General features: G+C 36.7%; 26 protein-coding genes. 13 read left to right on the top strand and 13 right to left on the bottom strand.

Going from position 1 to position 24,036, the window contains the following annotated elements; translation table 11 throughout:
• Positions 1 to 58 precede the first annotated feature (58 nt).
• The 4 genes from Q1B07_RS04010 to Q1B07_RS03995 form a co-directional block, all read right to left on the bottom strand.
• Positions 59 to 1,732 (bottom strand): hypothetical protein, encoded by a 1,674-nt coding sequence (locus Q1B07_RS04010; protein ID WP_299087320.1) that lies wholly within the window; start codon positions 1,730 to 1,732, stop codon positions 59 to 61.
• Positions 1,725 to 2,285 (bottom strand): sigma-70 family RNA polymerase sigma factor, encoded by a 561-nt coding sequence (locus Q1B07_RS04005; protein ID WP_299087322.1) that lies wholly within the window; start codon positions 2,283 to 2,285, stop codon positions 1,725 to 1,727. The genes Q1B07_RS04010 and Q1B07_RS04005 overlap by 8 nt, the downstream gene beginning before the upstream one ends.
• Before the next feature lie 235 nt (positions 2,286 to 2,520).
• Positions 2,521 to 3,690, bottom strand: a complete 1,170-nt coding sequence (locus Q1B07_RS04000; RefSeq protein ID WP_299087323.1) for an aminotransferase — start codon at positions 3,688 to 3,690, stop codon at positions 2,521 to 2,523.
• Positions 3,687 to 4,187 carry an Lrp/AsnC family transcriptional regulator gene (locus Q1B07_RS03995; protein WP_046587649.1) on the bottom strand — a complete coding sequence of 167 codons (501 nt, stop codon included), beginning with the start codon at positions 4,185 to 4,187 and terminating at the stop codon, positions 3,687 to 3,689. Before Q1B07_RS03995 ends, Q1B07_RS04000 begins: the two co-directional genes overlap by 4 nt.
• A gap of 258 nt (positions 4,188 to 4,445) precedes the next feature.
• On the opposite strand from Q1B07_RS03995, the gene Q1B07_RS03990 reads away from it, so the two are divergent.
• A complete protein-coding gene (locus Q1B07_RS03990) occupies positions 4,446 to 5,279 on the top strand; it encodes an alpha/beta hydrolase (protein ID WP_299087326.1) in 834 nt (277 codons plus the stop codon).
• A 48-nt stretch (positions 5,280 to 5,327) separates the two neighbouring features.
• Here Q1B07_RS03990 and Q1B07_RS03985 read toward each other — a convergent pair whose 3' ends face one another.
• Entirely contained in the window at positions 5,328 to 5,588 is a 261-nt protein-coding gene (locus Q1B07_RS03985; RefSeq protein WP_299087328.1) for a DUF1871 family protein, read from the bottom strand.
• Positions 5,589 to 5,700: 112 nt separating this feature from the next.
• Here Q1B07_RS03985 and Q1B07_RS03980 point away from each other — a divergent pair, with 112 nt between their 5' ends.
• Both Q1B07_RS03980 and Q1B07_RS03975 read left to right on the top strand, forming a co-directional pair.
• Positions 5,701 to 6,867, top strand: coding sequence for a MalY/PatB family protein (locus Q1B07_RS03980; protein ID WP_299087330.1), 1,167 nt, complete (start codon positions 5,701 to 5,703; stop codon positions 6,865 to 6,867).
• A 144-nt stretch (positions 6,868 to 7,011) separates the two neighbouring features.
• Positions 7,012 to 8,310 carry a sensor histidine kinase gene (locus Q1B07_RS03975; RefSeq protein WP_299087332.1) on the top strand — a complete coding sequence of 433 codons (1,299 nt, stop codon included), beginning with the start codon at positions 7,012 to 7,014 and terminating at the stop codon, positions 8,308 to 8,310.
• Between the two features lie 339 nt (positions 8,311 to 8,649).
• On the opposite strand, the gene Q1B07_RS03970 is transcribed toward Q1B07_RS03975, so the two are convergent.
• Positions 8,650 to 8,850, bottom strand: coding sequence for a hypothetical protein (locus Q1B07_RS03970; protein WP_299087334.1), 201 nt, complete (start codon positions 8,848 to 8,850; stop codon positions 8,650 to 8,652).
• A gap of 161 nt (positions 8,851 to 9,011) precedes the next feature.
• Between Q1B07_RS03970 and Q1B07_RS03965 the strand changes: the two genes are divergently transcribed.
• Positions 9,012 to 9,401 carry a kinase-associated lipoprotein B gene (locus Q1B07_RS03965; protein ID WP_299087336.1) on the top strand — a complete coding sequence of 130 codons (390 nt, stop codon included), beginning with the start codon at positions 9,012 to 9,014 and terminating at the stop codon, positions 9,399 to 9,401.
• 98 nt (positions 9,402 to 9,499) lie between these two features.
• On the opposite strand, the gene kapD is transcribed toward Q1B07_RS03965, so the two are convergent.
• On the bottom strand, positions 9,500 to 10,123 hold the full coding sequence (gene kapD, locus Q1B07_RS03960) for a 3'-5' exonuclease KapD (RefSeq protein WP_299087338.1): 624 nt from the start codon (positions 10,121 to 10,123) through the stop codon (positions 9,500 to 9,502).
• Positions 10,124 to 10,481: 358 nt separating this feature from the next.
• On the opposite strand from kapD, the gene Q1B07_RS03955 reads away from it, so the two are divergent.
• Together Q1B07_RS03955 and Q1B07_RS03950 are read left to right on the top strand one after the other, a co-directional pair.
• Positions 10,482 to 12,290: a transglycosylase domain-containing protein gene (locus Q1B07_RS03955; protein ID WP_299087575.1), complete on the top strand. Its 1,809-nt coding sequence runs from the start codon at positions 10,482 to 10,484 to the stop codon at positions 12,288 to 12,290.
• A 14-nt stretch (positions 12,291 to 12,304) separates the two neighbouring features.
• Positions 12,305 to 12,712: a thiol-disulfide oxidoreductase DCC family protein gene (locus tag Q1B07_RS03950; protein WP_299087340.1), complete on the top strand. Its 408-nt coding sequence runs from the start codon at positions 12,305 to 12,307 to the stop codon at positions 12,710 to 12,712.
• 455 nt (positions 12,713 to 13,167) lie between these two features.
• On the opposite strand, the gene Q1B07_RS03945 is transcribed toward Q1B07_RS03950, so the two are convergent.
• Both Q1B07_RS03945 and Q1B07_RS03940 read right to left on the bottom strand, forming a co-directional pair.
• The gene (locus tag Q1B07_RS03945) at positions 13,168 to 13,725 is read right to left on the bottom strand and encodes a DUF5366 family protein (protein WP_299087341.1); all 558 of its coding nucleotides are present in this window, start codon (positions 13,723 to 13,725) and stop codon (positions 13,168 to 13,170) included.
• A 135-nt stretch (positions 13,726 to 13,860) separates the two neighbouring features.
• On the bottom strand, positions 13,861 to 14,088 hold the full coding sequence (locus tag Q1B07_RS03940; protein ID WP_299087343.1) for a hypothetical protein: 228 nt from the start codon (positions 14,086 to 14,088) through the stop codon (positions 13,861 to 13,863).
• A 208-nt stretch (positions 14,089 to 14,296) separates the two neighbouring features.
• On the opposite strand from Q1B07_RS03940, the gene Q1B07_RS03935 reads away from it, so the two are divergent.
• Genes Q1B07_RS03935 through mnhG form a run of 7 tightly spaced genes read left to right on the top strand, consistent with a single transcriptional unit; the run spans position 14,297 to position 20,057 of the window.
• Positions 14,297 to 16,702, top strand: coding sequence for a Na+/H+ antiporter subunit A (locus Q1B07_RS03935; protein WP_299087345.1), 2,406 nt, complete (start codon positions 14,297 to 14,299; stop codon positions 16,700 to 16,702).
• Between the two features lie 11 nt (positions 16,703 to 16,713).
• Complete coding sequence (locus tag Q1B07_RS03930; protein WP_299087577.1) at positions 16,714 to 17,136, top strand: Na(+)/H(+) antiporter subunit B; 423 nt, start codon at positions 16,714 to 16,716, stop codon at positions 17,134 to 17,136.
• Entirely contained in the window at positions 17,136 to 17,477 is a 342-nt protein-coding gene (locus Q1B07_RS03925; RefSeq protein WP_299087347.1) for a Na(+)/H(+) antiporter subunit C, read from the top strand. Before Q1B07_RS03930 ends, Q1B07_RS03925 begins: the two co-directional genes overlap by 1 nt.
• Positions 17,470 to 18,951 (top strand): Na+/H+ antiporter subunit D, encoded by a 1,482-nt coding sequence (locus Q1B07_RS03920; RefSeq protein WP_299087349.1) that lies wholly within the window; start codon positions 17,470 to 17,472, stop codon positions 18,949 to 18,951. The genes Q1B07_RS03925 and Q1B07_RS03920 overlap by 8 nt, the downstream gene beginning before the upstream one ends.
• A gap of 5 nt (positions 18,952 to 18,956) precedes the next feature.
• Complete coding sequence (locus tag Q1B07_RS03915; protein ID WP_299087351.1) at positions 18,957 to 19,433, top strand: Na+/H+ antiporter subunit E; 477 nt, start codon at positions 18,957 to 18,959, stop codon at positions 19,431 to 19,433.
• Positions 19,433 to 19,717 (top strand): Na(+)/H(+) antiporter subunit F1, encoded by a 285-nt coding sequence (locus Q1B07_RS03910; protein WP_299087353.1) that lies wholly within the window; start codon positions 19,433 to 19,435, stop codon positions 19,715 to 19,717. The genes Q1B07_RS03915 and Q1B07_RS03910 overlap by 1 nt, the downstream gene beginning before the upstream one ends.
• Positions 19,701 to 20,057: a monovalent cation/H(+) antiporter subunit G gene (mnhG, locus tag Q1B07_RS03905; RefSeq protein WP_299087355.1), complete on the top strand. Its 357-nt coding sequence runs from the start codon at positions 19,701 to 19,703 to the stop codon at positions 20,055 to 20,057. Before Q1B07_RS03910 ends, mnhG begins: the two co-directional genes overlap by 17 nt.
• Positions 20,058 to 20,072: 15 nt before the next feature.
• Here the strand turns inward: mnhG and Q1B07_RS03900 are convergent, their stop codons facing one another.
• From Q1B07_RS03900 to comX, 4 genes are all read right to left on the bottom strand, one after another.
• Entirely contained in the window at positions 20,073 to 20,438 is a 366-nt protein-coding gene (locus Q1B07_RS03900; RefSeq protein WP_299087579.1) for a hotdog fold thioesterase, read from the bottom strand.
• A gap of 346 nt (positions 20,439 to 20,784) precedes the next feature.
• Positions 20,785 to 21,435, bottom strand: coding sequence for a response regulator transcription factor (locus Q1B07_RS03895; RefSeq protein WP_299087357.1), 651 nt, complete (start codon positions 21,433 to 21,435; stop codon positions 20,785 to 20,787).
• A gap of 114 nt (positions 21,436 to 21,549) precedes the next feature.
• Positions 21,550 to 23,715, bottom strand: a complete 2,166-nt coding sequence (locus Q1B07_RS03890) for a histidine kinase (protein ID WP_299087359.1) — start codon at positions 23,713 to 23,715, stop codon at positions 21,550 to 21,552.
• A gap of 154 nt (positions 23,716 to 23,869) precedes the next feature.
• Positions 23,870 to 24,028 carry a competence pheromone ComX gene (gene comX / locus Q1B07_RS03885; RefSeq protein ID WP_299087361.1) on the bottom strand — a complete coding sequence of 53 codons (159 nt, stop codon included), beginning with the start codon at positions 24,026 to 24,028 and terminating at the stop codon, positions 23,870 to 23,872.
• Positions 24,029 to 24,036 lie beyond the last annotated feature (8 nt).

The raw sequence follows: 24,036 nt of genomic DNA, 5'->3' as shown, positions 1-24,036 counted from the left end.
AAAGGTTTTTCTATTGTCAGCCATAGTATGCCAAAAAAGCAACGATTGAAGTCGTTGCTTAAGAAAGTGGTTGATACTCAACTTTTGGAAGACCGTTCTCACGTCTCATCTTAAAAAGGACTGATTCGCCAGTTTCTTTGATGAGAACATGCTCGATTACTTCACCTTCCTCTTTATAATTTGTTCTTACATATTTTACCTCGTTTGATAATGCTTGATAATCAGCCTGTGCAGCTTTCATTTGTTCAATAAACACATCTAACTCAGGCAAATCAGAGTCTTTTCCATGATATGAAAGTTGATAGGCAGTCTCAAAATCGCCTTTTGTAATGGCATGCATGTATATTCTTGCGACTGCAAATTCTATTGAAGTATTAGCCCCGCTATATTCTTCACTGTAAACAGTTGTATCGCCATTTTGTTTCAAAGCCTTATATCGAGCAAGCATTTCCTTTGTAATTGGCAATAAATGCTTTTCCAAAGAATATTCTTCAATTTTTGGCTTTAACAAATCGGGCAAGCTAATTTCTTCTGCTCTTATTTCATCAGTCAATATAAATTGTGCATCCTTTAATTTTTGATAAAATGCTTCTACCGTTTTTGCCGTTTCTGAATATTTATTGTCACTAATTAAATTTTCAAAATTGGTTTTTATCTCCTCTTTTATTTTCCCACCATCCGTTACAATGCTTGTGTTGTTTGTTCCTTTTAAATAGAGAGTAAGGTAATGCCGATACTGTAGTTTAAGCTCCTCTACTATAGGTGAAGATGGTTTTTTTAAAATAAATTCTTCAATTGCGAGTAATCGTTCTCCAAGTTCAGTATGACTAATTACTAAAGCCCCATCCATCATTGCTTTCTTCTCTGACTTGATTTTCAAATATACTTTCGCATCATCTGTTAAAGCTCTTTCTAAATCGTTATAAACGTTCGTATAATCAGGCGCAAAATTAATACTTCCCTCACCTTCATGGAAAAAGGTATAGCCATATGATCGAAGTCTATTTGTATAGTCAATAAATTCTTGATCACCTGTTATGGTTTCACCACTATTGATACCTTCTACGTAAGCTTCAATATCCGTAATATTTTGCTGATTTTCAATATATAATGGATACCATTCTTCATAGAACAATTCGGAAAGCAGCTCCAATTTATCAAGATAGCTATATATCTGGCTGACAGGTATTTCTTCCCCATCTTCTGCCGTCTGTTCGAAAGTTTCAAATTGTTCATTAGGCATTGAAACGCGATCGTCTATAATCTCCATTACCTTGTCCCTATATGTTGTAAGTTCTCTTTGTGTTGCATAATTTTTCCGTTGTTCAAATTTCTCTACGGCCGCTTTTGCTTCCTGTACAAATTTATATTGCTCAGCCTCTTCGAAGTCTAGCTCCTCAATAAGCTCATCGAGTCTTCGTTCATAATAACCTCTAATTTCATTATTGGCGGTTTCTATATCCTTAGCTGAGACAGGTTCCTTTATTGGTGTTTTTTCTCCGCTTATAAAAAGGTTTGATTGTGAAAGCAATTGTATTCCTAAAATTCCTCCGATCAGGAGAACCCCAATAAAAGATGCGACAAATGGAAGCTGAAAGAAGATTCGTTTCTTTACTGGCTTTTCTTGTCTTTTTAGCTGATCCATTATTTTATCTGGCGATGATACCGTTGGGATTTTCCCGTAGGATTGTTTTAAATTTCTCATTCGTTGTTCAAATTGTTTGTCATCCATTTATGTCACCCTCTTTCTTATTAAGGTCCTCGATCACTTTTTTCAGCATCGTCTTTCCTCGTAAAATTCTTGTTTTGACAGTTGATAGCGTAATCGACATGATTTCAGCAATTTCCTCATATTTTTTCTCGTGAAAATAATATAAAACGATCGGTATTCGATATTTCTCATCAAGTTTTTGAATCGCTAAATGTAACATTCGATCTTCTTCACTTTTTAACACGGCTGCTTCTGTTTCAGGATAATCATCATTTCGAAAGTCCTGTTGTATTTTAAAAACCTTCCGAAGGTTTGATTGTCGTTTTCTAGCAAAATCCCTTGTAACATTTAAGGTGATTTTATATAACCAGGTTGAAAACTTCGCCTTCGAAAATTGGTCAATAAACCGGTAGACACGAATAAAAACCTCTTGAGTGATATCCTCGATTTCATCATGTCTATTCCCTAATTGATAGGCAAACTTTTCAACAACAGGATAATGAAGCTCAACAAGCTGCTGAAACGCATTCATATTTCCTTGCTTAGCCTTTTTTATCAGTTCTTCTTCAGACATTTTCAACTACCCTCCCTTTTCGCTTATAAAACGGGACTTATTATTCAATTGTTTCATAATGGAATACATTTTAGGTGTGGTAAATGAGGCAGAGATGAAAGATTTTTCCTTTAGAAAATATCTTAAAAGTGGTTTATGTTCATAAGAAAGGGGGAATAAGACAAGCGCAAGGCTTTCTAGTATTCCCCCCTTTCTCTATATGAGACTGACTGAACTAATCAGGACAGTCTCTTTTTTACACGAGCTTTTTTACAAAGCGATTCATTCTTTTTAATGCCTCTTGCAGCTGATCTAATGAAGAGGCATATGAGCAGCGAATGTACCCTTCCCCGCTTTCGCCAAACACACTTCCAGGAACAACGGCTACTTTTTCTTCTAAAAGCAATGCTTCCGCAAATTCATCTGATGAAAGATTCGTTATTTTAATTGATGGGAAAGCATAAAAAGCACCACCAGGCACATGGCATGTCAAGCCAATATCATTTAAAGCGCCAACAAATAAATTTCTCCGCTGTCTATAGCTTTTCTTCATATGAAGAACATCTTCTTTCCCATTTTTCATCGCTTCGATTGCAGCGTATTGTGCCATTGTTGGTGCACACATCATGGAATATTGATGAATCTTTAACATTGCACTTAAAAATTCAGGATTTGCAGCCACATAGCCTAAACGCCACCCAGTCATAGCAAACCCCTTTGAAAATCCAGAAACCAGAATGGTACGTTCAGCCATCCCTTTAATTGAAGCAAAGCTTGTATACGCATCATCATATGTAAGCTCCGCGTAGATTTCATCTGAAATGACCAGTAAATCATGCTTTTCAATTACTTCTGCAATTCTCTCTAGATCTTCTTTTGCAAGAACAGTACCTGTTGGATTATTTGGCGAGCATAAAATAATCGCCTTTGTTTTTTCTGTAATTGCCGCTTCAAGCTCTGCCGGCTGGAGTTTAAACTCCATTTCACCACTTGTTTGGATAGACACAGGAACACCGCCCGCTAATGAAACGAGCGATGCATATGATACAAAGCTAGGTTCAATCACGATAACTTCATCACCAGGATTGACGATTGCTCTTAACGCAATATCTAATGCCTGGCTCGCACCTACGGTTACGAGTAGTTCTGTTTTTGGATCGTAGTGAATCGCTGTTTTCTCTTTTAAATAATCGCTAATTTCGCTTCTCAATTCAATTAATCCTGCATTTGCTGTATAAGAAGTATATCCTTGCTCAAGCGAGAGGATACATGCTTCCCTGACGTTCCAAGGTGTTACGAAGTCAGGTTCTCCAACACCTAACGAAATAACCCCTTCCATACCGGCAGCTAAATCGAAAAATTTGCGAATACCGGATGGTTTTAAATTTTTGACTGTACTCGAGAGGTAATGAGAAGGCTCGATCATGGTGACACCACAATTCTCTTATCCTCATCATCTTGTTCAAATATTGTTCCATCATGCTTATATTTCTTTAAGATAAAATGAGTTGTTGTTGATAAGACTGAATCTAATGTAGATAATTTTTCTGATACGAATTGAGCGATAGCTGACATAGATTTCCCTTCGATAATTACAGATAAGTCATAGGCACCTGACATTAAGTAAACAGATTTCACTTCATTAAATCTATAAATACGGCTTGCGATTTCATCAAATCCGACTCCGCGTTTAGGCTGTACCTTCACATCGATCATTGCTTTTACACCTTCATGACCATCAACCTTTCGCCAATTTACTTGGGCAGTATAGTCAACAATGATGCGCTGATCCTCTAAATTTTTTATTAACTGTTTTGTTTCTGCTTCGGTTAAATCAATCATTTTGGCGATTTGTTCTGCAGATAGGCGACAGTCATTTTCTAAGATCTCTAAAATCTCGACTTCCTTGTCTGTAAACTTCATCTTCACCACTCCCACTATTCAAATCTTCAGATAATTATACCATTATACAGCATGGTTTCATATGTTTCACCGAAAGAATTAAGGGTAGATTTTACATGAGTGATTCTTTTTTTTTCGGTGAAAATATAAAAAAAATAAAATTCATTTGCATTGCTGGTAGATGATCTCGCACTTTTTTTGCAAAGTGGCAATGCTAATCGACATTTCATTTTAACATAAGATTACTTTTTATCTATAGGAAAAACGGAGTGAATGCTTATGGAAAAGAGTCATTATTATTGCAGTACTATGAACATTCTTGGTGTAAACGTTCACTATGAAGTATATGAGAAACACCCTTCAAAACCGACCATGGTGTTAATACATGGATTTTTATCTTCTAGCTTTTGCTATCGAAAAATAATTCCGTTATTGGAAAATGAATTTAAACTTATAGCAATTGATTTGCCGCCTTTCGGGAAAACAGAGAAATCAACAAGGTTTGTTCATTCTTATCGGAATATGGCAAAGCTGGTAATTGAATTAATCGAAAGCCTGCAAATCAAAAAGGCATATATTGTCGGTCATTCGATGGGAGGACAAGTTTCGCTGATTGCTGCGAAGGAAAGACCTGATTTATTTGAAAAGGTTGTACTCCTTTGCAGCTCTGGATATATGAAACGAGTTCATCCAAGCTTGATCGTTGGCTCATACATTCCTTATTTTTATTTAGGGATCAAACATTGGCTTGCAAGCCAAGGAGTATTAAAAAATTTATACAATGTTGTGTATGACAGGTCGCTGATTGACCAAGAGATGATGGATGGATATATGGAGCCATTTCATGATGACCGAATTTTCAGGGCGCTTAACAGAATGATACGTGATCATGAGGGAGATCTGCTTCCAGAGGAGTTAAAGAAAATCGAACAGCCCAGTCTTCTGATCTGGGGCAATGAGGACAAGGTCGTCCCTGTCCATATCGGCAAAAGACTCAAAAACGACCTGCCTAATTCCAACTTTTTTTCCTTTAAAAACACGGGTCATTTAGTCCCTGAAGAAAGACCGGAGCATGTGTCAGATATGATTTTTGAATTTTGTCATGCCAATTAAGTTTTCCTGCCTGAGGCAAAGTGTTAGCACCTTTTGCCTCAACCTTTATTATAATTCACAGCTTAAATTATTTTTTATCAGAAGCAGCTGCTTAGCTAAGCTTTCGCATTTTTGCAGAGGGATAATTTCTTCAAATGAAAACTCATAGATCGCTTGAATTTTTCTAGCAAGGAGCATGACATCATCATATTGATGAACAGCTTGAAGGACGTCCACTACTTCCGTTTCATAGCTACCCTCTCCATAGCCTAGCGGATCCCACTGTAATAAAAGCTCCATTAATTTTAGATTCGTTTGCTGTGATTCCATTTTTTCACCTTTACCAATCTTATTTTTTGCACTGTCATTGTATCACATTTATCATTAAAGATAATAGGAAAAGCAAGGTGAGCAAGCAATCTTATACCTGAGGTGAAAACAAGTGAGCAGATTTGATGAGGTACTGAATCGAATGAATACAAATTCCGTGAAATGGGATACAAAGAGAATCTTTGGCATGGACGATATCTTGCCAATGTGGGTAGCCGATATGGATTTTAAAGCGCCGGATGAGGTGCTCAATGCTCTGCATGCACGTGTTGAACATGGGATTTTTGGTTATACCATCCCTAGTGCGCAAACAGAGCAAGCTATTCAAAACTGGTTAAAAACCCGCCATCATTGGGAAATTGACACAAGTATCATTACATATAGCCCTGGAATCGTAACGGCGATTAGTTTGGCAATCCAGGCATATACAGGTCCCGACGACAAAATTGTCGTTCAGCCTCCAGTTTATTATCCATTTTTTGAAGTAGCCAAAAAGCATAATCGCGAGGTCTTATATAATCAGCTTTTATTAAACAATGATCATCGTTATGATATTGATTTTGATGACCTTGAAGCAAAGCTTTCTGATCCAATGACGAAAATGTTTATTCTCTGTAACCCGCATAATCCGAGCGGGCGTGTATGGAGGAAGGAAGAGTTAGAAAGAATTGGGGAACTTTGTATCAAGCACGATGTTCTGATAGTTTCAGATGATATCCACTCTGACTTGTTATTATTTGATAACCACTATACACCAATCGCTTCAATTAATCATGAAATAGCGGATCGGACCATTACATGTATTGCCCCAAGCAAAACATTTAATTTAGCAGGACTTCAGGCATCAGCTGTCCTCATTTCAAACGATACACTGAAAAGAAAATATAATGCTGTCCTTCAGCTCTATGGTCTTTTTACATTAAACACACTTGGTACAGATGCTATGGAAGCAGCTTATACCCATGGAGCTAAATGGCTTGATGAGCTTATTGACTATTTACAAGGAAATATTCATTTTATTGAAGATTTCCTGAAAGAGCATCTTCCAGAGTTAAAAGTGATGCGGCCAGAGGCTACCTATCTTGTTTGGCTTGATGCCCGCTATCTAAAGAAGACAGACAAAGAAATAAAAGAACTTCTTCTCACAAAAGGAAAGCTTGGTTTAGAACCTGGCTCTAAATTTGGTGAAAACGGTGCTGGATTTTTAAGAATGAATATTGCCTGCCCAAGAGAAACGGTTGAGGATGGATTAAATCGTTTAGTTAGAGCATTAAAATAGAAGTTGTCAGAAGGGGCAGTCTCAATGAGTCTGCCCTTTGAGCACTTCTTTAATAAAATGTAAACGTAAATTTATTAAAAATTAACCCTTCTTGCGAAGATTTAATGGTATAATTAGGCAAACTACTTCTAAGGTGACAATCTAATGGAACTGTTAAAAGATATCATCCTGCAAATTACATTTATTATCTTTCCAATTTTCATCTATCATTTATTTTGGCTAAGTAAAACACATGTTCAAGTATTAGAGCCAAACAAAATTCTTATTTCTTGCAGTACGATTCTATCTTCCATACTATGTATTCTTTACCCGATTGAACTTGCGGAAGGAATATACGTTAACCTTCAAGGGATTCCTTTATTTATCAGTATTGTTTATGGAGGATTTATTCCAGGTTTATTAACATTGATGCCAACTTTAATTTACCATTTTTTCCTATTACATCTAGAATGGTATTCGGTTATTTTATGTTTAATTGCTTATTGCACGCTTCCCTATCTGCTTCGAATCAAATGGCAAAGTTTCGGGTTAAAACGGAAGCAAGGCTGGGCAATTGTTTATGGTGCAGTCCTCTTTGGATTTTCAATTTGTTCGCTCGTTGTTGAAAGCGTTTTTAAAAATGCGATCATTCCAGTAAAAGACCTTTATATGACGAATGCATTCAACCTTGTACTGACGATGATCCTTTTAGTTACCATCTATTTAATTGAATATACGAAAGAAAATGCATTGATTCGCATGGAACTGGTGAAAGCTGAAAAAATGTCGATGGTCAGCGAGCTTGCAGCAAGTGTTGCTCATGAGGTTCGCAATCCTTTAACCGTTGTAAGAGGCTTTGTTCAATTAATTGGAAATTCAACAGATAACAATATAACCGAAAGAAAAGAGTATATGAATCTTGTGCTTGCTGAATTAGATCGTGCTCAATCGATTATTTCGGACTATTTAGGTTTAGCGAGCCAGCAATACATAACGAAAGAAAAAATCGATTTAGCAGAAACACTAGAAGAAATTAAAACACTGATGACCTCCTATGCCAATTTTAAAACAGTAACAATTAACGGAAACATTAACAAGCAACTATATGTAATAGGCGATCATGCCAAATTAAAACAGGTATTTATTAATATTATTAAAAATGCCATTGAAGCAGTACCTAATGTTGATGGCAAAGTTTCAATTCAAGCATATGTTTCACATGAATTTGTTAGAATAAAAATTATGGATAATGGAATAGGCATGTCACCAGAACAAATTGCCAGAATTGGGGAGCCTTATTTTACCTTAAAGGAAAAAGGGACAGGCTTAGGATTAACCGTTACCTATTCGATTATAAAAAATCACGGTGGCTCCATCCGCTATAAAAGTGAACCAAACAAAGGAACAATTGCTATAGTTTCTCTGCCTTACTATGTTTCGGATAATGAGCAAGATGCAGGCTAAACAGCTGTTTTAAAAAAAGCGCAAGGCGCTTAGCATTCGGCGACAAGCATAAGGCGAACAGGAATAGAAGGTGTTCTTTACCTTCAATACCTGTTTGACTAGACCCTAGAGGCAGTTAAAAACTAGGGCGGCCTTATCTCTTAACTGCACTTGCACGTCCTGTGCTTCGCCGATGGCACCTGGAGCTAAATTCAGAAACGCAAGCTATGTTAAGAAAATATATAAATTCTGGTGTATTATTAAAAAGGTCAGACCCTCTAAAAATCACAATATATAAGTTCTGACTTTCTTAGATCTTGTATATTGTGGTTTGGTTAGGGATCTGACCTTTTTGGTTACCTAATTTTTTTCTTTCTGCTCTGACTTTTTTATCAGCTCGTCTACTTCTTGCTGTTCTTTCTTCGATAGCTTTATGATAAAACGAAAAGCGATGAAGGCTAAGATGGTAAAGACCGCCATCGTAATACCTGCTGGAATATATTCCGTTTTATCTTCCGGAAAATATAAAAACAAACCTAAAACAGGGATGAATTGGATCATATTGTCACGACCTTTCTTACCCTTACTATAACAAGTTTTGCTCCGATTCACTAGGCTGTATTTGCTTTTCATAAAACATTCAATATTATTTTTTTATTCTAGCATGTTAAGATAACAATAGATTAAGCTCGTACAATTAGAAGAAAAGGGATTGATGCGAAATGGAAGAAAGAAAGTTAGGAGAAATCGTTACAGGAATCTACAAAACCGGAAAATATATTGGAGAAATTACGGATATTCGTCCAATGCATTATTTGGTTAAAGTAAAAGCTGTCCTTAAGCATCCGCAACAAGGCGATTTACATCATCCAAAACAAGCAGATGTTCAGCTTTTTCATGAAAGACGTGCATTAGCGTACAATGAACAAACAAATATTCCTAAGCAAATGGTCAAACCTTATGATGGATCTATCCCAGAATATGAGGATTCGCTAAAGCAAGCGGTTGTTGCTCTAAAAAGCGAATTAGAAGTGATGGATACCCCATGGGCGCAAAAATCACTCACCATGATTTCTTCATTAGAGGCAGATTACTTCCCCAATAAAGCGTAATCGGTCAACATGACTCAATAACAATAAGTATTCGTACACCAAAACGACAACTATTGTTATTGAGTATGTTATCTATGAATGGTATAGTCTGTGTTTGGTTATGTTGCATACTTATTTAATACCTTCGCTAGATCAATTCTATCACCAATTGTAGGAGGCGTTGGTTTCTGTAAGTATCGTTTGTCCTCTTCAACCAACTTAAATATATTATAGGTTGTTAACGCATCATCTAACGCACAGTGATGCTTACCTGTTGCTTTTTTCCCATATTCCTCCACCGCCTTCCACAGGCCAGTTTGGTTACGGTCACCAAAAAATTTTTTATATTCCATTGATAGGTCTCTGATATTCCCGGTAAACGGAAAGACCTCACCATTCATCTGACAATTTTGCCGCAATACCTTCATGTCCATGTTCCCCCAAGTAATGATAGTAGCAGGAGATGGATCATTGTATTTTGTTAACGTTTTTAGAAGTTCTGAAAAGGAAATTCCCTCATCAATTTTAGCTTGAGAGATCTTTAGAAAGGTTTTACAGCGCTCGCTTAATAAGGGGAATCGCATCGGTTTAACATATGAGGAAAATTGCTCTTCTATTTCATGGTTTAAAACAGAAACAATGCCAACTTCAATTATTTCTGGATAAAACCCTTTAGGCTTTGCCTTTCCTTCCGGCATTGTAAATTCAAAATCGATAAAAATTAATCGCTCTTGTCCCTTCATACTATCTCAACCCTCCTTTTTGTAAAGTCAACAGTTTGTTTCTATTATTATATCATCGGAGCTGCCAATTTAACTTCAATTTTTCAAAAAATAATGAATTATCCCTTGTCTATTTTTTCAATTGGATTAAGTAATAAAAGGTTTTCCTCCTTCATGCAAAAAATTTTTCCGCTAATTGGAAAGAATCGGTTACAATGAAGTTAGTAGGTGGATTTTCCTACTGTGATGGCAAAACTTATCGAAACTTTACATGCAGATTCTTCACTACATATTAAGATTAAGATAAGACTAGAATAATTGTTAAGAAAGAGTGTGACTTAGATTGCGAAGTGTATTTGGATGGATTTGTGTTGTCCTCATGGTGCCAATTTTTCTTTTCAGCGGATTTGCTGCTGGTAAAGAATCGAAAGCCGTTAAAGGACTAGGGACTGTTTTGGAGAAAAAGATCCCGATCGAAGCAATAGAATTAGCACAAAACAGTTATATCTTTGATCATGAAGGAGAGCTGATTTCAGAAATCACCTCTAACCAGCAAAATCGGGTATATATACGTTACGAAAACATACCTGAGGCTGTTAAAGTTTTATATATTGCATCTGAAGATCAACGATTTTTTGAGCATATTGGGTTTGATGCTGCCGGAATGCTGAGAGCCGTTTTTATCAACGCGAAAAATCAAGCTGTGGAGCAAGGCGGCAGTACGATTACACAGCAACTTGCACGTAATGTTTATTTATCTCATGAACAAACCTATAACCGCAAGCTGAGTGAACTCCTTTATTCTTACCAGCTTGAGAAAAACTTTACAAAGGAGCAGATTCTTGAGGCTTATTTAAATGCAATCTATTTTGGAAACGGCACGTACGGGATCGGAACAGCAGCAACCTTCTATTTTAGCAGACAGATCCAAGAGCTTCATTTAGCAGAGCTTGTTTTTATCAGTGCTATCCCTAATAACCCAACCATGTATGACCCAATAAAAAACTTTGGTAAAACAAAGGATCGCCAAGAGCGCCTGTTAAGCCTGCTTTATCAAACCGGGACCATTTCAAAACAGGAAATGGAAGAAGCTGTCCACTACCCTATTACTCTTTCAATTAACAAAAAAGTGGATAGTTATCCTGATTATGTTACGTTTGTTCATGAAGAATTAAAACAATTAATTTCAGAAAAAGAAGGCTATGCTAAAAAGCTTGCTAAATCACAAAACAAAGAGCAAATCGAAAAACAGCTTTCAGAACGAGTTAACGACATCATAAGCAAAGGGATTATTATTCATACAGCATTAGATTCGTCCATACAAACGAAGCTTGATAACGCACTCGAGCAGCATATACCTTCTGACCGAGTGCAGGGTGCAGCGGCAGTAATTGATCATCAATCACATAAGATTGTTGCCCTTTCTGGCGGAAAGGACTATAAAAAGTACTCGTTCCATCGAGCATATCAAGCATATCGCCATCCGGGTTCTGCGATAAAACCTTTGCTTGATTATGCACCTTATATTGATTTAACCGGGGCAACAGCAAATTCTAAGATTGACGCAGGAGCTTTCTGTAAAGCTGATTACTGTCCGGAAAATTATAGTAAAAAGAATTATGGGATGGTGAGCCTCGAAACAGCCTTAAAATATTCATATAATACTGCAGCGGTACGCATGCTAGATAAAATAGGAATTGATACAGGTTTATCCTACTTAGAGCCATTTGGATTTTCTGCTTTATTACAAAATGATTATGAACTATCAGCAGCATTAGGTGCTCTTGACATTTCACCGTTAGAAATAACCGGGGCCTATACAGCATTTGCTAATAATGGACTTTATGTTGAAAATCATGCGATACATAAAGTCACCGACTTATCTGGAAAAACGCTCTATGAATGGAAGGAAAATCCTGTTCGAGTTTGGAAGGAAACGACAAATGATCAAATGCGCAAGCTTTTAGCTGCTGTTGTAAAAAGTGGAACAGGACAGAAGGCGGCCGTTAGTAGCGAATATGTCGGCGGAAAAACTGGCACATCCAGTGACTATCGCGACCTTTGGTTTGTCGGCTTAACAGATCGATACACAGCAGGTGTTTGGGTTGGAAAAGATCAGGCTGGTAATGTTAGCAATCTTTATGACCAAGGACCTCAACTGCTGATTTGGAGAGATATCATGAAATAGAAAGAAGGCTGTAAATGAACATTTCAGATGAACGCATATTGCTTTTTGATGGGGTATGTCATTTTTGCAATCATTCGGTTCAATTTGTTATTCGGCATGATAAACAGGGAAAATTTAAGTTTGCGGCCCTTCAATCACCTATTGGGCAAGAACTGCTAAAAAAGCACAATCTTCCTTTACATGATTTTGACAGCTTCGTTCTTATCAAAAATAACACTTGCTATCAAAAATCAACAGCTGCCATCCAAGTATGCAAAGAATTTGGAGGGCTTTGGACATTATGCTCCTTGTTCATCATTGTTCCAAAACCGCTTAGAGACGCTCTCTACAATTTTGTAGCGAAAAATCGCTATAAATGGTTTGGGAAAAGCGACCAATGCATGATTCCTTCCCCTGAAGTTCGGAAACGATTTTTATCATGAGAAAAAGATGGAGCGACTTTATGTCAGCTCCATCTTTTTAATGCTTATCATTTTATCGGCGGATTTCGAATTATATCGGCGCTTTTCTGTTTTTATCAGCGGATTTCAATTTATATCAGCGTTTTTCTGATTTTATCGGCGGATTTCAGAATATATCGGCGTTATTCTGATTTTATCGGCGAATTTCAGAATATATCGGCGTTATTCTGATTTTATCAGCGAATTTCAGAATATATCGGCGTTATTTTAATTTTATCGGCGAATTTCAGAATATATCGGCGTTATTCTGATTTTATCAGCGAATTTCAGAATATATCGGCGTTATTCTAATTTTATCGGCGAATTTCAGAATATATCGGCGTTATTCTGATTTTATCAGCGAATTTCAGAATATATCGGCACTATTCTGATTTTGTCAACGAATTCTTTTCTAATGATATCCGCCGCAACCGCCTCTAAACCGGCAAACTTGCCATTATACTGTTATACAATCTAAAGCATAAATACATCGTTCCTAATAGAAAAATAAACCAAAATAGGACATGAAACAAAACCAAGCCGATCAAAGAAAAGGAAGTGAGCGAGTTACTGATTTTGTAGACAATATAGACAAAGTAACAGCCTGTTGCTACAAGAAAGATCGCTACAATCACTAATGGGAATTGAATTGCAGCTAGAGATAGTGCTCCTGCGATCAAGTAGATGGCTGAACCGCCTCTTATTTTTGAAAGATTCTCACCTGTAACATCCTTCGAGAAAAATAAAAGGGAAAGCTCGGTGACTGTGTTTGCAATTAATTTTAATGCTGAAAAAACCATAAAATAGAGCAGCGCAAATAAAATAAATAAAGCCAGTTTAATTCCATTATTCGAAAAAAACTCTAGCATACCTTCATAGATTCCAAAAATCTGCAGATAATCGATCACCGCCATAACGGTCGCAATCGACAAGGATGTACTGAATAATAAAATCGTAATAAGTGGAAAGTAACTAGTAAAATATGTATTTTTCATTTTCATTCCTCAAATTATCTTTGATTTTTCATCTTCATAATTATGAGGTAGAATTCTCTATTTGACAAGTAAATTTTTACAGTTTCTATGAATATGTACCTATAAAAACAGAATGCTTCTATGTTTACATCCTGTTTACCGGGTAACGATCCGAACATATTCCCGTGGTTTAAATTTTTCAAATACTTTTTCTTCCTGAAGTAAAAATTCAACTTCTGCCTCTGTATTAATAAGTTGAATAGTTGACTCTCCCTCTATTATCGAATCAACATATTCTCTTTTGATTTTTTCATTTAGAAACCATCCGCTGCCAAACATGCATGAAAACAAGCATCCAGCGACAAGAAGCTTCATTTTTTGCATGAAATCACCTCAAGATTTAGGATGCTCTTTAATCTTAAGAATATACAAGTTCACAGAAATTTGTTATCATTTTTATGTTCATATGAACTTGAAATGGACATTTCAGGTGACGATTTCATACCAATCTGCATTCTAGAACATAATAAATTAGTAAAGCAGCAACCAGATCATTTACCAAATAACGCCAATACTGTAAGGGGGTTAAAAAATGACATTATTACATTTGGCCATTTTATCACCATTTTTAATAGCCATACTTGTTCCAATCCTGTATAAATTATTCAATAGAGTTCATACAGGCTGGTTCGTATTGGTTTTACCAATTCTACTTTTTATCTATTTTTTCCAATATATAAACACGACAATGAACGGTCAGCCAGTCATCTCTACAGCCAATTGGATTCCTTCTCTTGGCATTAATTTTACTGCATACATAGATGGCTTAGGCTTGCTTTTTGCATTGCTCATCACAGGAATTGGTGCACTTGTTATTTTATATTCGATTTATTATCTATCAAAAGATAAAGAGCAATTACATACGTTTTACGTTTATTTGTTACTGTTCATGGGTGCTATGCTAGGTGTTGTCCTATCAGATAACGTAATTGTTCTGTATACGTTTTGGGAATTCACCTCCCTTTCCTCCTTTCTCTTGATTGGGTACTGGTATAAGCGTGAGAAATCCCGCTATGGTGCACAAAAATCGATGTTCATTACGATTTTTGGCGGACTGCTTATGCTTGGCGGATTCATTATGCTTTATATCATGACAAATTCCTTTAGTATTAGAGAAATCATTGGACAAGTGCCTGAAATCACTCAACATGACTTGTTCATCCCTGCATTAATTTTGATTTTATTTGGGGCATTTACGAAGTCTGCACAGTTCCCTTTTTATATCTGGCTGCCAGATGCTATGGAGGCGCCTACACCTGTTAGTGCCTATTTACACTCTGCAACAATGGTAAAAGCCGGAATTTATTTAGTTGCCAGATTCAGCCCTGTATTCGCAGGAACACCTGAATGGTTTTGGATTGTTTCGGCATTTGGGATCTTCACGATGTTCTGGGGCTCTTTCCATGCTGTTAAACAAACAGATTTAAAGGGAATTTTAGCGTTTTCAACCGTAAGTCAACTCGGGATGATTATGTCCATGCTTGGTGTCGGATCTGCTGCCATCGCACTAGATTCAATTGATGATAATCTTTTTATCGTCGCAACACTCGCAGCGATCTTCCATTTAATCAACCATGCTACATTTAAGGGAAGCTTATTTATGGTCGTAGGAATTATCGATCATGAAACAGGTACGCGTGATATTCGGAAGCTTGGCGGTCTAATGAGTCTAATGCCGATTACCTTTACAATTTCAATAATCGGGGCCTTCTCAATGGCAGGCTTGCCGCCATTTAATGGATTTTTGAGTAAAGAGATGTTCTTTACTAGTATGCTTCATGTTCTTGAAATGGACTTTTTTAATGCTGAAACGATCGGGCTTTTATTCCCGATTATCGCTTGGGTCGGAAGCATCTTTACATTCATATACAGCATGGTTCTTGTGTTTAAAACATTTACCGGGAAATATCAGCCTGAGAAGCTTGAGAAAAAGCCGCATGAGGCGCCAATCGGGATGCTGATTTCACCGATTATATTAGCGTCGCTTGTGATTATTTTCTTTTTCTTCCCTAACATTTTAGCGTACACGATTATAGAACCTGCCATGGCTTCCATTTTGCCAAACTTACTTAGGGACGGTGGACATTTCCATGTTCATCTAAGCCAGTGGCACGGCCCTACACCTGAGCTCTATATGACGATTGGTGTAGTCTTGCTGGGAGCACTGGGCTATTTCACATTGACAAAATGGCGCGGCGTTTATCGCATCGTTCCAGAAAAGCTTACATTAAATAAAGGATATGACCGAGCCTTATATCGTCTTGATAAATCCTCTCTAGGAATAACAAAATTCTATATGACAGGATTTATTCGGGATTATTTAGTTTATATCTTTACATTTTTTATCGTTATTTTAGGAACTGCGCTTATCTTGAAACAAGGATTTTCTTTTTCGCTAAAAGGCACGGCACCTGTGGGAATTTATGAAGCGGTTCTTGCTGCGGTAATGATCATTGGAACGATCACTGTTTTATTTTCTAAATCCCGTTTAACAGCAATCATTGCCCTTGGATCAGTTGGGTATTCGTTAGCACTCTTTTTCGTTTTATTTAGAGCTCCGGATCTAGCTCTTACTCAATTATGTATTGAAACCGTTTCAGTTGCTCTGTTCTTACTTTGCTTTTATCATTTACCAGAGTTTAAGAAGAAGGAGAAAAAGCTTCGGTTTAGAATGACGAACCTGATCATTTCCTTAGGGGTAGGAACGATTGTGACATTGATCGCATTGTCAGCCAACAGTCAGCGTGTTACAGACACCATTGCAAGCTATTTTATTGAAAACAGCTATAAGCTTGCTGGGGGGAAAAACATGGTAAATGTCATCCTCGTCGATTTTAGAGGTTTTGATACATTGTTTGAAATTACCGTTTTGGGCATTGCCTCGTTAGGTATTTATGGCATGATACGCCTGAATGTAAAAAGGGAGGAAGAAGGGTGAAGAAAACAAATATAAAAACAAATGATCTCATATTCCAAACGGTAACAAAGATCGCTGTGTTTATTATTATTATTTACTCCCTCCATCTCTTCTTTTCTGGACACTATACTCCAGGAGGAGGATTTATCGGCGGATTAATGACAGCTTCAGCAATTGTGCTGTTACTTTTAGCTTTTGATATAAAAACAGTTGTGAATTCGTTAAAAATTGACTATATCAAATTGACGGCAACCGGTCTGCTTATTGCTCTAATGACCGGGGTAGGTTCATTCTTCTTCGATGTTCCATTTTTAACCCACACGTTCAGTTATGTTGATCTCCCTGTACTTGGGAAAACCTCATTAGCAACTGCCGTCCTATTTGATCTAGGTGTTTATCTCGTTGTTATTGGTGTAACAATGACCATTATCCAAACGATTGGAGAGACGGAATAATGGAAGTTTTAATGTCTATCGTGGTTGGTGTTCTTTTTACTGCTGCCGTTTATTTAATGCTTTCCAAAAGCTTATTGCGCATCATTATTGGAACTGGTTTACTAAGTCATGGCGCTCATTTATTAATTTTAACAATGGGCGGACTAAAAAAGGGAGCTGCTCCCCTGCTTGGTGAGCATGCTCAAAGCTATGTTGATCCATTGCCGCAAGCGTTAATTTTAACAGCGATCGTAATTAGCTTCGGGGTTACATCGTTTTTCCTCGTCCTAGCTTATCGATCCTATCAGGAGCTTGGAACAGATGATATGGATCAACTAAGGGGAAATGATTATAATGAATAACTTAATTATCTTACCAATCGCTATACCTTTATTTGCAGGGATCATCTTAATCTTTTTTAACAAAAACATCAAGATTCAGAGATGGCTGAGTGCGATCGCTTCATTAGCCGGAATCATGATTTCGTGTATTATTGTTCAAACGGTTCACACAAATGGAATTCAAACATTGGAGATTGGCAATTGGAAGGCGCCCTATGGCATTGTTTTTGTTGCGGATATGTACTCAAGCTTACTCGTTTTAACAACTAGTATTATTGCCTTTACATCGTTATTGTTCGCTTTTTCATCGATAAATATGGAGAGGGAAAAATTCTATTTTTATCCTGGTGTACAATTTCTCATTTTAGGTGTATCAGGCGCTTTTCTAACTGGTGATATTTTCAACCTGTTTGTTTTCTTTGAAGTGATGCTCATGTCTTCGTATTTATTAATCGTATTAGGGAGCTCGAGATTTCAGCTTCGTGAATCAATTAAATACATTCTCGTAAACGTCATTTCGTCTGCGCTTTTCGTTATCACGGTTGCGTACCTTTACGCTGTTACTGGAACATTAAACATGGCGGATTTAAGTGTAAGAATAGCTGAAATGGGGCAAACGGGGCTGCTAACCGTTATTTCCCTCCTATTTTTAATTGTATTCGGTCTGAAGGGTGCCCTTTTTCCGCTATATTTTTGGCTGCCTGGTTCATATCAAGCACCGCCATCCGTTGTCACTGCCCTATTCGGTGCGCTGTTAACAAAGGTTGGAATATACTCATTAACGAGAGTTTTCACGCTTATTTTTTATCATGATCCATCCTTTACCCATCAATTATTGGCATGGTTAGCTGCCTTCACGATTATTTTCGGAGTCATTGGTGCAATCGCATATTGGGATGTCAAAAAAATTGTCATCTACAATATTATCACTGCTGTAGGCATTATCCTATTTGGCGTGGCTGCAAATACGCCAAATGCTGTTGAAGGGTCCGTGTATTATTTAGTTCATGATATGATCATTAAGGGAGCATTGTTTTTCTTAGCTGGAGCGATCATTGCGATAACTGGAACAAGCAATTTACGAAAAATAAGCGGGTTGATTGCAAGTCATCCGTTTTTGGGCTGGATGTTCTTTATTGCTGCATTAGCACTGGCAGGAATTCCGCCGTTTAGCGGATTTGTTGGAAAGCTGAAAATCATCCAAGGCGGTTTTGAAGCTGGGGAATATACGATTTCCTTTATCGTCCTTCTCTCAAGTCTGCTCGTCCTTTATTCTGTCATGAAGATCTTTATTAACGGCTTTTGGGGAGAACCGAAGCCGGAAATGGCATCCAAAAAAGGATCGGCAAAAGGAATGCTCTTACCGATTGTCATCTTGCTCACATTAACTGTTGCATATGGATTAGGTGTTGAATGGATTTCACCTTATATATCGCAAGCTACCGAAACTCTGCTTGACCCGACAATCTATATTCAAGCAGTAATGAAGGAGTAGTGAATATGGCATTTCAAATTTTACTTAATTTTTTTCTAGCGTTTATATGGATGTTTCTATCAAATGATTATTCAACTCTAGCATTTTTTAAAGGTTATTTCTTTGGCGGACTTATTATCTTTGCGTTCAGGAAATTTTTTGACCATCGCTTTTATTTACTAAATGTGATTGCTGTCATCAACCTTTTCTTTATTTTTTGCATTGAGCTTGTTAAAGCAAATATCTCTGTGTTAAAAGTCATTTTATCACCGAAGCTTACAATGCGCCCAGGCATTTTTGCCTTAGAAACAGAGCTTGAGAAGGATTGGGAAATTACCATCCTATCGAATTTAATTACCTTAACACCAGGTACACTCGTGTTAGAGGTTTCTGAGGACAATAAAACCCTCTACATTCATGCAATGGATATTGAGGATGTAGAGCAAGCACGCCTTGATATTAAAAATTCATTTGAAAAGGCTATTAAGGAGGTGAGCCGTTAATGTTTAAATTTGTCATCGGCCTATCGCTGCTCATTGTTGCAATTTCAACTTTATTATTTGTTTACCGCCTTGTGAAGGGGCCTTCCACACCCGATCGAGTGATTGCGCTAGATGCGATAGGCATAAATTTAATTGGCATTACGGCCATCATCTCAATCGTTCTCAATTCAAATGCATTTGTGGAGATCATTCTCTTAATCGGGATTCTAGCATTCATTGGAACCGTTGCTTTTTCAAAATGGCTGGAGAAAGGAGAAATCATCGAAAATGATCGAGATCAGTAAATTTATCGTCGGCTTTCTCGTTCTCCTTGGCGCCCTATTCAGTTTAGTGGCAGCGATCGGTGTTGTCAGGCTTCCAGATACGTACACACGCAACCATGCTGCCTCAAAAAGTTCAACCTTAGGTGTTTTAAGTATTCTGTTAGGCTTATTTATGTATTATTTACTAATTGATCATCATGTTAGTGCCCGTGTGCTCTTAGGAATTGTTTTTGTCTTTATTACATCACCTGTAGCTGGTCATCTCATTATGAGGGCTGCCTACAATACGGGTGTTCCTTTATGGGCTAAGAGTGTCCGTAATGACTTGAAAAAAGCACGGAAAGCTAAAAAAAGAAGATGAACCCATCTTCTTTTTTTAGTGCTTCTTTTTTAGAATAGCCATTGTACACCGTGACAAACAAATTAATTCATTCTCTTCATCAACAATCTTAACTTCCCATACCATTGTTGTTTTTCCCCTATGGGCAGGCTTAGCGTATGCGGTCACGGTCCCTGATTTTTTCCCGCGAATATGATTTGCATTGATTTCCAGTCCGACACAAGCTTCTGTTTCCTGGTCAATTAAAGAATAGGCGCCTATGCTTGCGACTGTTTCCGCCAATGCGACAGAAGCACCGCCGTGTAATAATCCAAACGGTTGATGTGTACGGTGATCAACCGGCATTGTCGCTACTACTCCCTCTGCTGAAACCGATGTGATCTCTATACCTAATGCCTCCATTAAGGTATTCTTCACATTAAAGTCCACTTCACTACCTCCTTCATCTTATAATGTCTTTATGTAGAATACAATGAGTATAACACAGCCTAATCGTTATTTTCTTAGTAAAACCACCACAAAAAGCAAATAGAAACATAGAAATAGCAATGTAGGTGTTATAGCCAGAATGTCCATATGATAACCTCCTATCTTATGAAAACGGTTAACCGTTTTCATGCAGGCTTTGTTACCATCATAAAGCATGAACATCATGACAATGTTTATCCTATGTTTAGTTTTCGTAAAAACTAAATTAGACTTTGTAAATTCAAAAAAGAAGCCAAATGAACAGGCTCCTTATCCTCTACTATTCAATGATTCCCTCTGCTTTTGCAATGAGAACTGCCTCTGTACGGGTACTGACATTTAATTTATTGAAAATGGATGTCAAGCTGTATTCAATCGATCTTTTGCTTAAATGCAACTGATCGGCAATTTCTTGATTGGTTAACCCTTTTTCAACCTCATGCAGAATCGCTTTTTCACGTTCGTTAAAGACATTTTGAACAGAGTCAGAATCAGCAGTTTTTGATTGTTTATGATGAAGCAGATTTCTTAAATATTGATAAGGGACGACTATATCTCCATTAATGGCATGACGAACACAGGAGAGCAGCTTTTCCTTCGACTCGGTCTTGCTGATTGCTCCATGAATGCCAAGTCGAAGTGACTCCTCTAAATAATCCTCCACATCATAGCCAGTATACAAGATAATTTTGCATGAATGCTCCATGCGAATAATCGTTTTAGAAAGCTCCATTCCGTTAATGTCCCCAAGATTCAAATCCATTAGTATCGCATCAAATGGGGAAAAATCATATTGTTCAAAAGCCTCAACTGTATAGGGAGGATTTAAGCAATCTACCTGAACCCCGGGCTCCGCTTCCAGAATAGCTTTTGTCCCTTCTCTTACTGCTGGATGATCATCGATAACTAAAATGGTTATTTTTTCTTTCATTTTTTTCACCCTTTAATAAAGTACTTAGCAATGAGATGTCCAATTAAGAAGGGGCTGTCTCATGAAGGGTTGGACCCCTTCGTTTTGAGAAAGCCCCTTTAGTAGACGCTGAACCTAAATCTCAACATCAATTTTTAATCCATTACCTTTTGCTGTGTCAATGTTAATTGATCCTTTTAAGGCTTTTACCCGCTCACTAATTCCTGACAATCCCATGCTTTCGGTTTTATCATACATATGATTATAATCAAACCCGACCCCATTGTCCTCATAATGAAGAACTATTTTTTCTTTTATACAAACAAGAATGATTAAAACTGAGGATGCTTTTGAATGCTTATGAGCATTTGTCAGCAATTCTTGAACAATACGATAAAGATTTAATTGTGTATCAATATCGAGATTCATTGTAAAGTTTCCTGTATTTAATCTTATATCAAAGTCTACAATTTCCTGATACTGCATCACAAGCTTATTAAGCGCCTTAACCAAGCCCAAATCATAAAGCAGTTGCGGCCGCAATTCCTGGCAAGTTTCGCGTGTGGTTTTAATGATTTTGGTCATATTGCTATTCATTTCTTGCAGCTGCTTTTTTAATTCTGTTGAGTCCACATCAATTCCAGTTAGGACAAGCTCACACTGTCTTTTTAAAGAAACCAAATCCTGAAGCACTGAATCATGAAGGTCCTTTGCAAGATTAGACCGTTGCTTTTCTTCAATTGAAAATAACAGCTTTGTGAGCCATGCCGGATTTTGCCCCTCAGTTTCAATCTTCTGCAAATGCTGCATGAGCTCGTCAATTTTTAAAAAGTTTTCTAACGAAACATTGGTATAAAAAGATAAGGTTTTCAGCCATGATATTTCATCACGTGTAAGTCTCGGCGTATTTAAGATGGACAGACAAAGCAGCACATAGTTCTTATCCTCGGTTTCTCCAACATTGATGACAAATCCCTTATCAAGTTCAATAATTTTCCCAATTTCATTCGAAACAGCTTTTATTTCTGAAAGATATGGTCCATAGTCCGCCTCTTTCGCATGTGGGTCAACAGACCTAATCTCTTTTTGCTTATCCACCTCAATAAAAAAGGCCTTGCTGACAAGCAAAACGTCCACGATCACCTGTTTTAGCTCGGAAACAACCTGATCCAAATTGCTCGACTTCCGAATGCTTTGCGTATATTTAAAGATACTGTCCTGGTAATTGTATTTTTCCGAGAATCTCTTTAGTCTAAAGCGGAAGTCGAAGATTTCTTTAATATAAAATACTCCAATTATAGCTAAATAAATATATACTGAAAGCTGAATTGGATAAAAACCAGGATTATTTTCCTTTAAATTCAACATGATCCCAACCAAAATAATGGCAGGAATGATCGCTAATAATGAATAATACCTTAGCCTGCCCAATAAAAATTCTATGTCATATATTTTAGTAGCAATAAATTGATAAACTAACGAAAAAGGAATTAACAATAGGAATGCTGATAGAAATGTCGGTGAAAACACATATCTCTGAAAGATCAAATATGGCATTACGTAAAATAATAAAAACGGTGTAAAAGCAAGAACATTTGTTACAATTAAGATCTTAACGATATATGCTTGTTCTGAATATTTTATTTTTTTCAATCCTGTAAACTTTAATACAAAGGTTAAGATAAGCATAATAAAAAAAGAACTAAGGTTTAATAATCTATTAATACTGAAATTTACCAATAACATATTAAAAACTATTTCTGCAACGATATTAATAAAAACAAGCAAATAACCGAAACGGATGAAATTAAAATGAAAAAGCTTTTTTCCTAGTTCTTTGAAATATTGATAAATAAAATGAAGATAGCTCACTGGAACTAATATAAATAGCGTTAGATTAATGTATCGGCTAATTATATCCCCTCTGGAGGAACCACTTGCACTTATATAAGCTAATGCAATTATCAATAGAAACAAATTTAATAAATGGGCAGATTTTAGGTTTGCTTCTTTATTTGAACGATAAACAAAATAAATACAAAATAAGCATAAAAAAAGGACGGTTAAAGGTATGACCGTTATAAATAAAATTTGAAAACTCATTAAGGTTTTAGGAACTTTATATTCCCGTATTATTCCTTTTTTTTCTAATTTAAATGTAAAAACTTGCTCAAAAAGACCATTTCTAACAGCAGGATAATGTAACATAGGATCTTTATTATTGATCTCTACTACAACATCTCCAACATTTATTCCTACTTTTTCAGCCCATGTTTTTGGTTCTATATTAGCTATAATCATTTTATTTTCATTTGTTACTTCTACTCCAGCTCCAACGTAGGGATACTTGAAATTTAGCAGTATTATATAAGCAACTAGAATTATACTGAATATTACTGTTAGTTGGAGTATCCTATTAAAAGTAAATCGCATTACAAACACCTTTCAGCTTAAATTAATACCAATAAAAATTCTTTAAAGAGCCTGTTCCAAGAATTCCCTCAACCACACCCAAAACATCATCTACATCCACACCAAGTAAGCTTGCTTGACCATTAACAACTTTCTCTAGTACATCGGGATTTTCAATTAAAAAGTTTACAATTTCGTTCATGGTTTTAT

Source organism: uncultured Metabacillus sp. (assembly GCF_947503125.1).
In the GTDB taxonomy this organism is placed as follows: domain Bacteria; phylum Bacillota; class Bacilli; order Bacillales; family Bacillaceae; genus Metabacillus.
The sequence above is the reverse complement of the archived record's forward strand: the minus strand, read 5'-3'. Positions and strand labels throughout refer to the sequence as shown.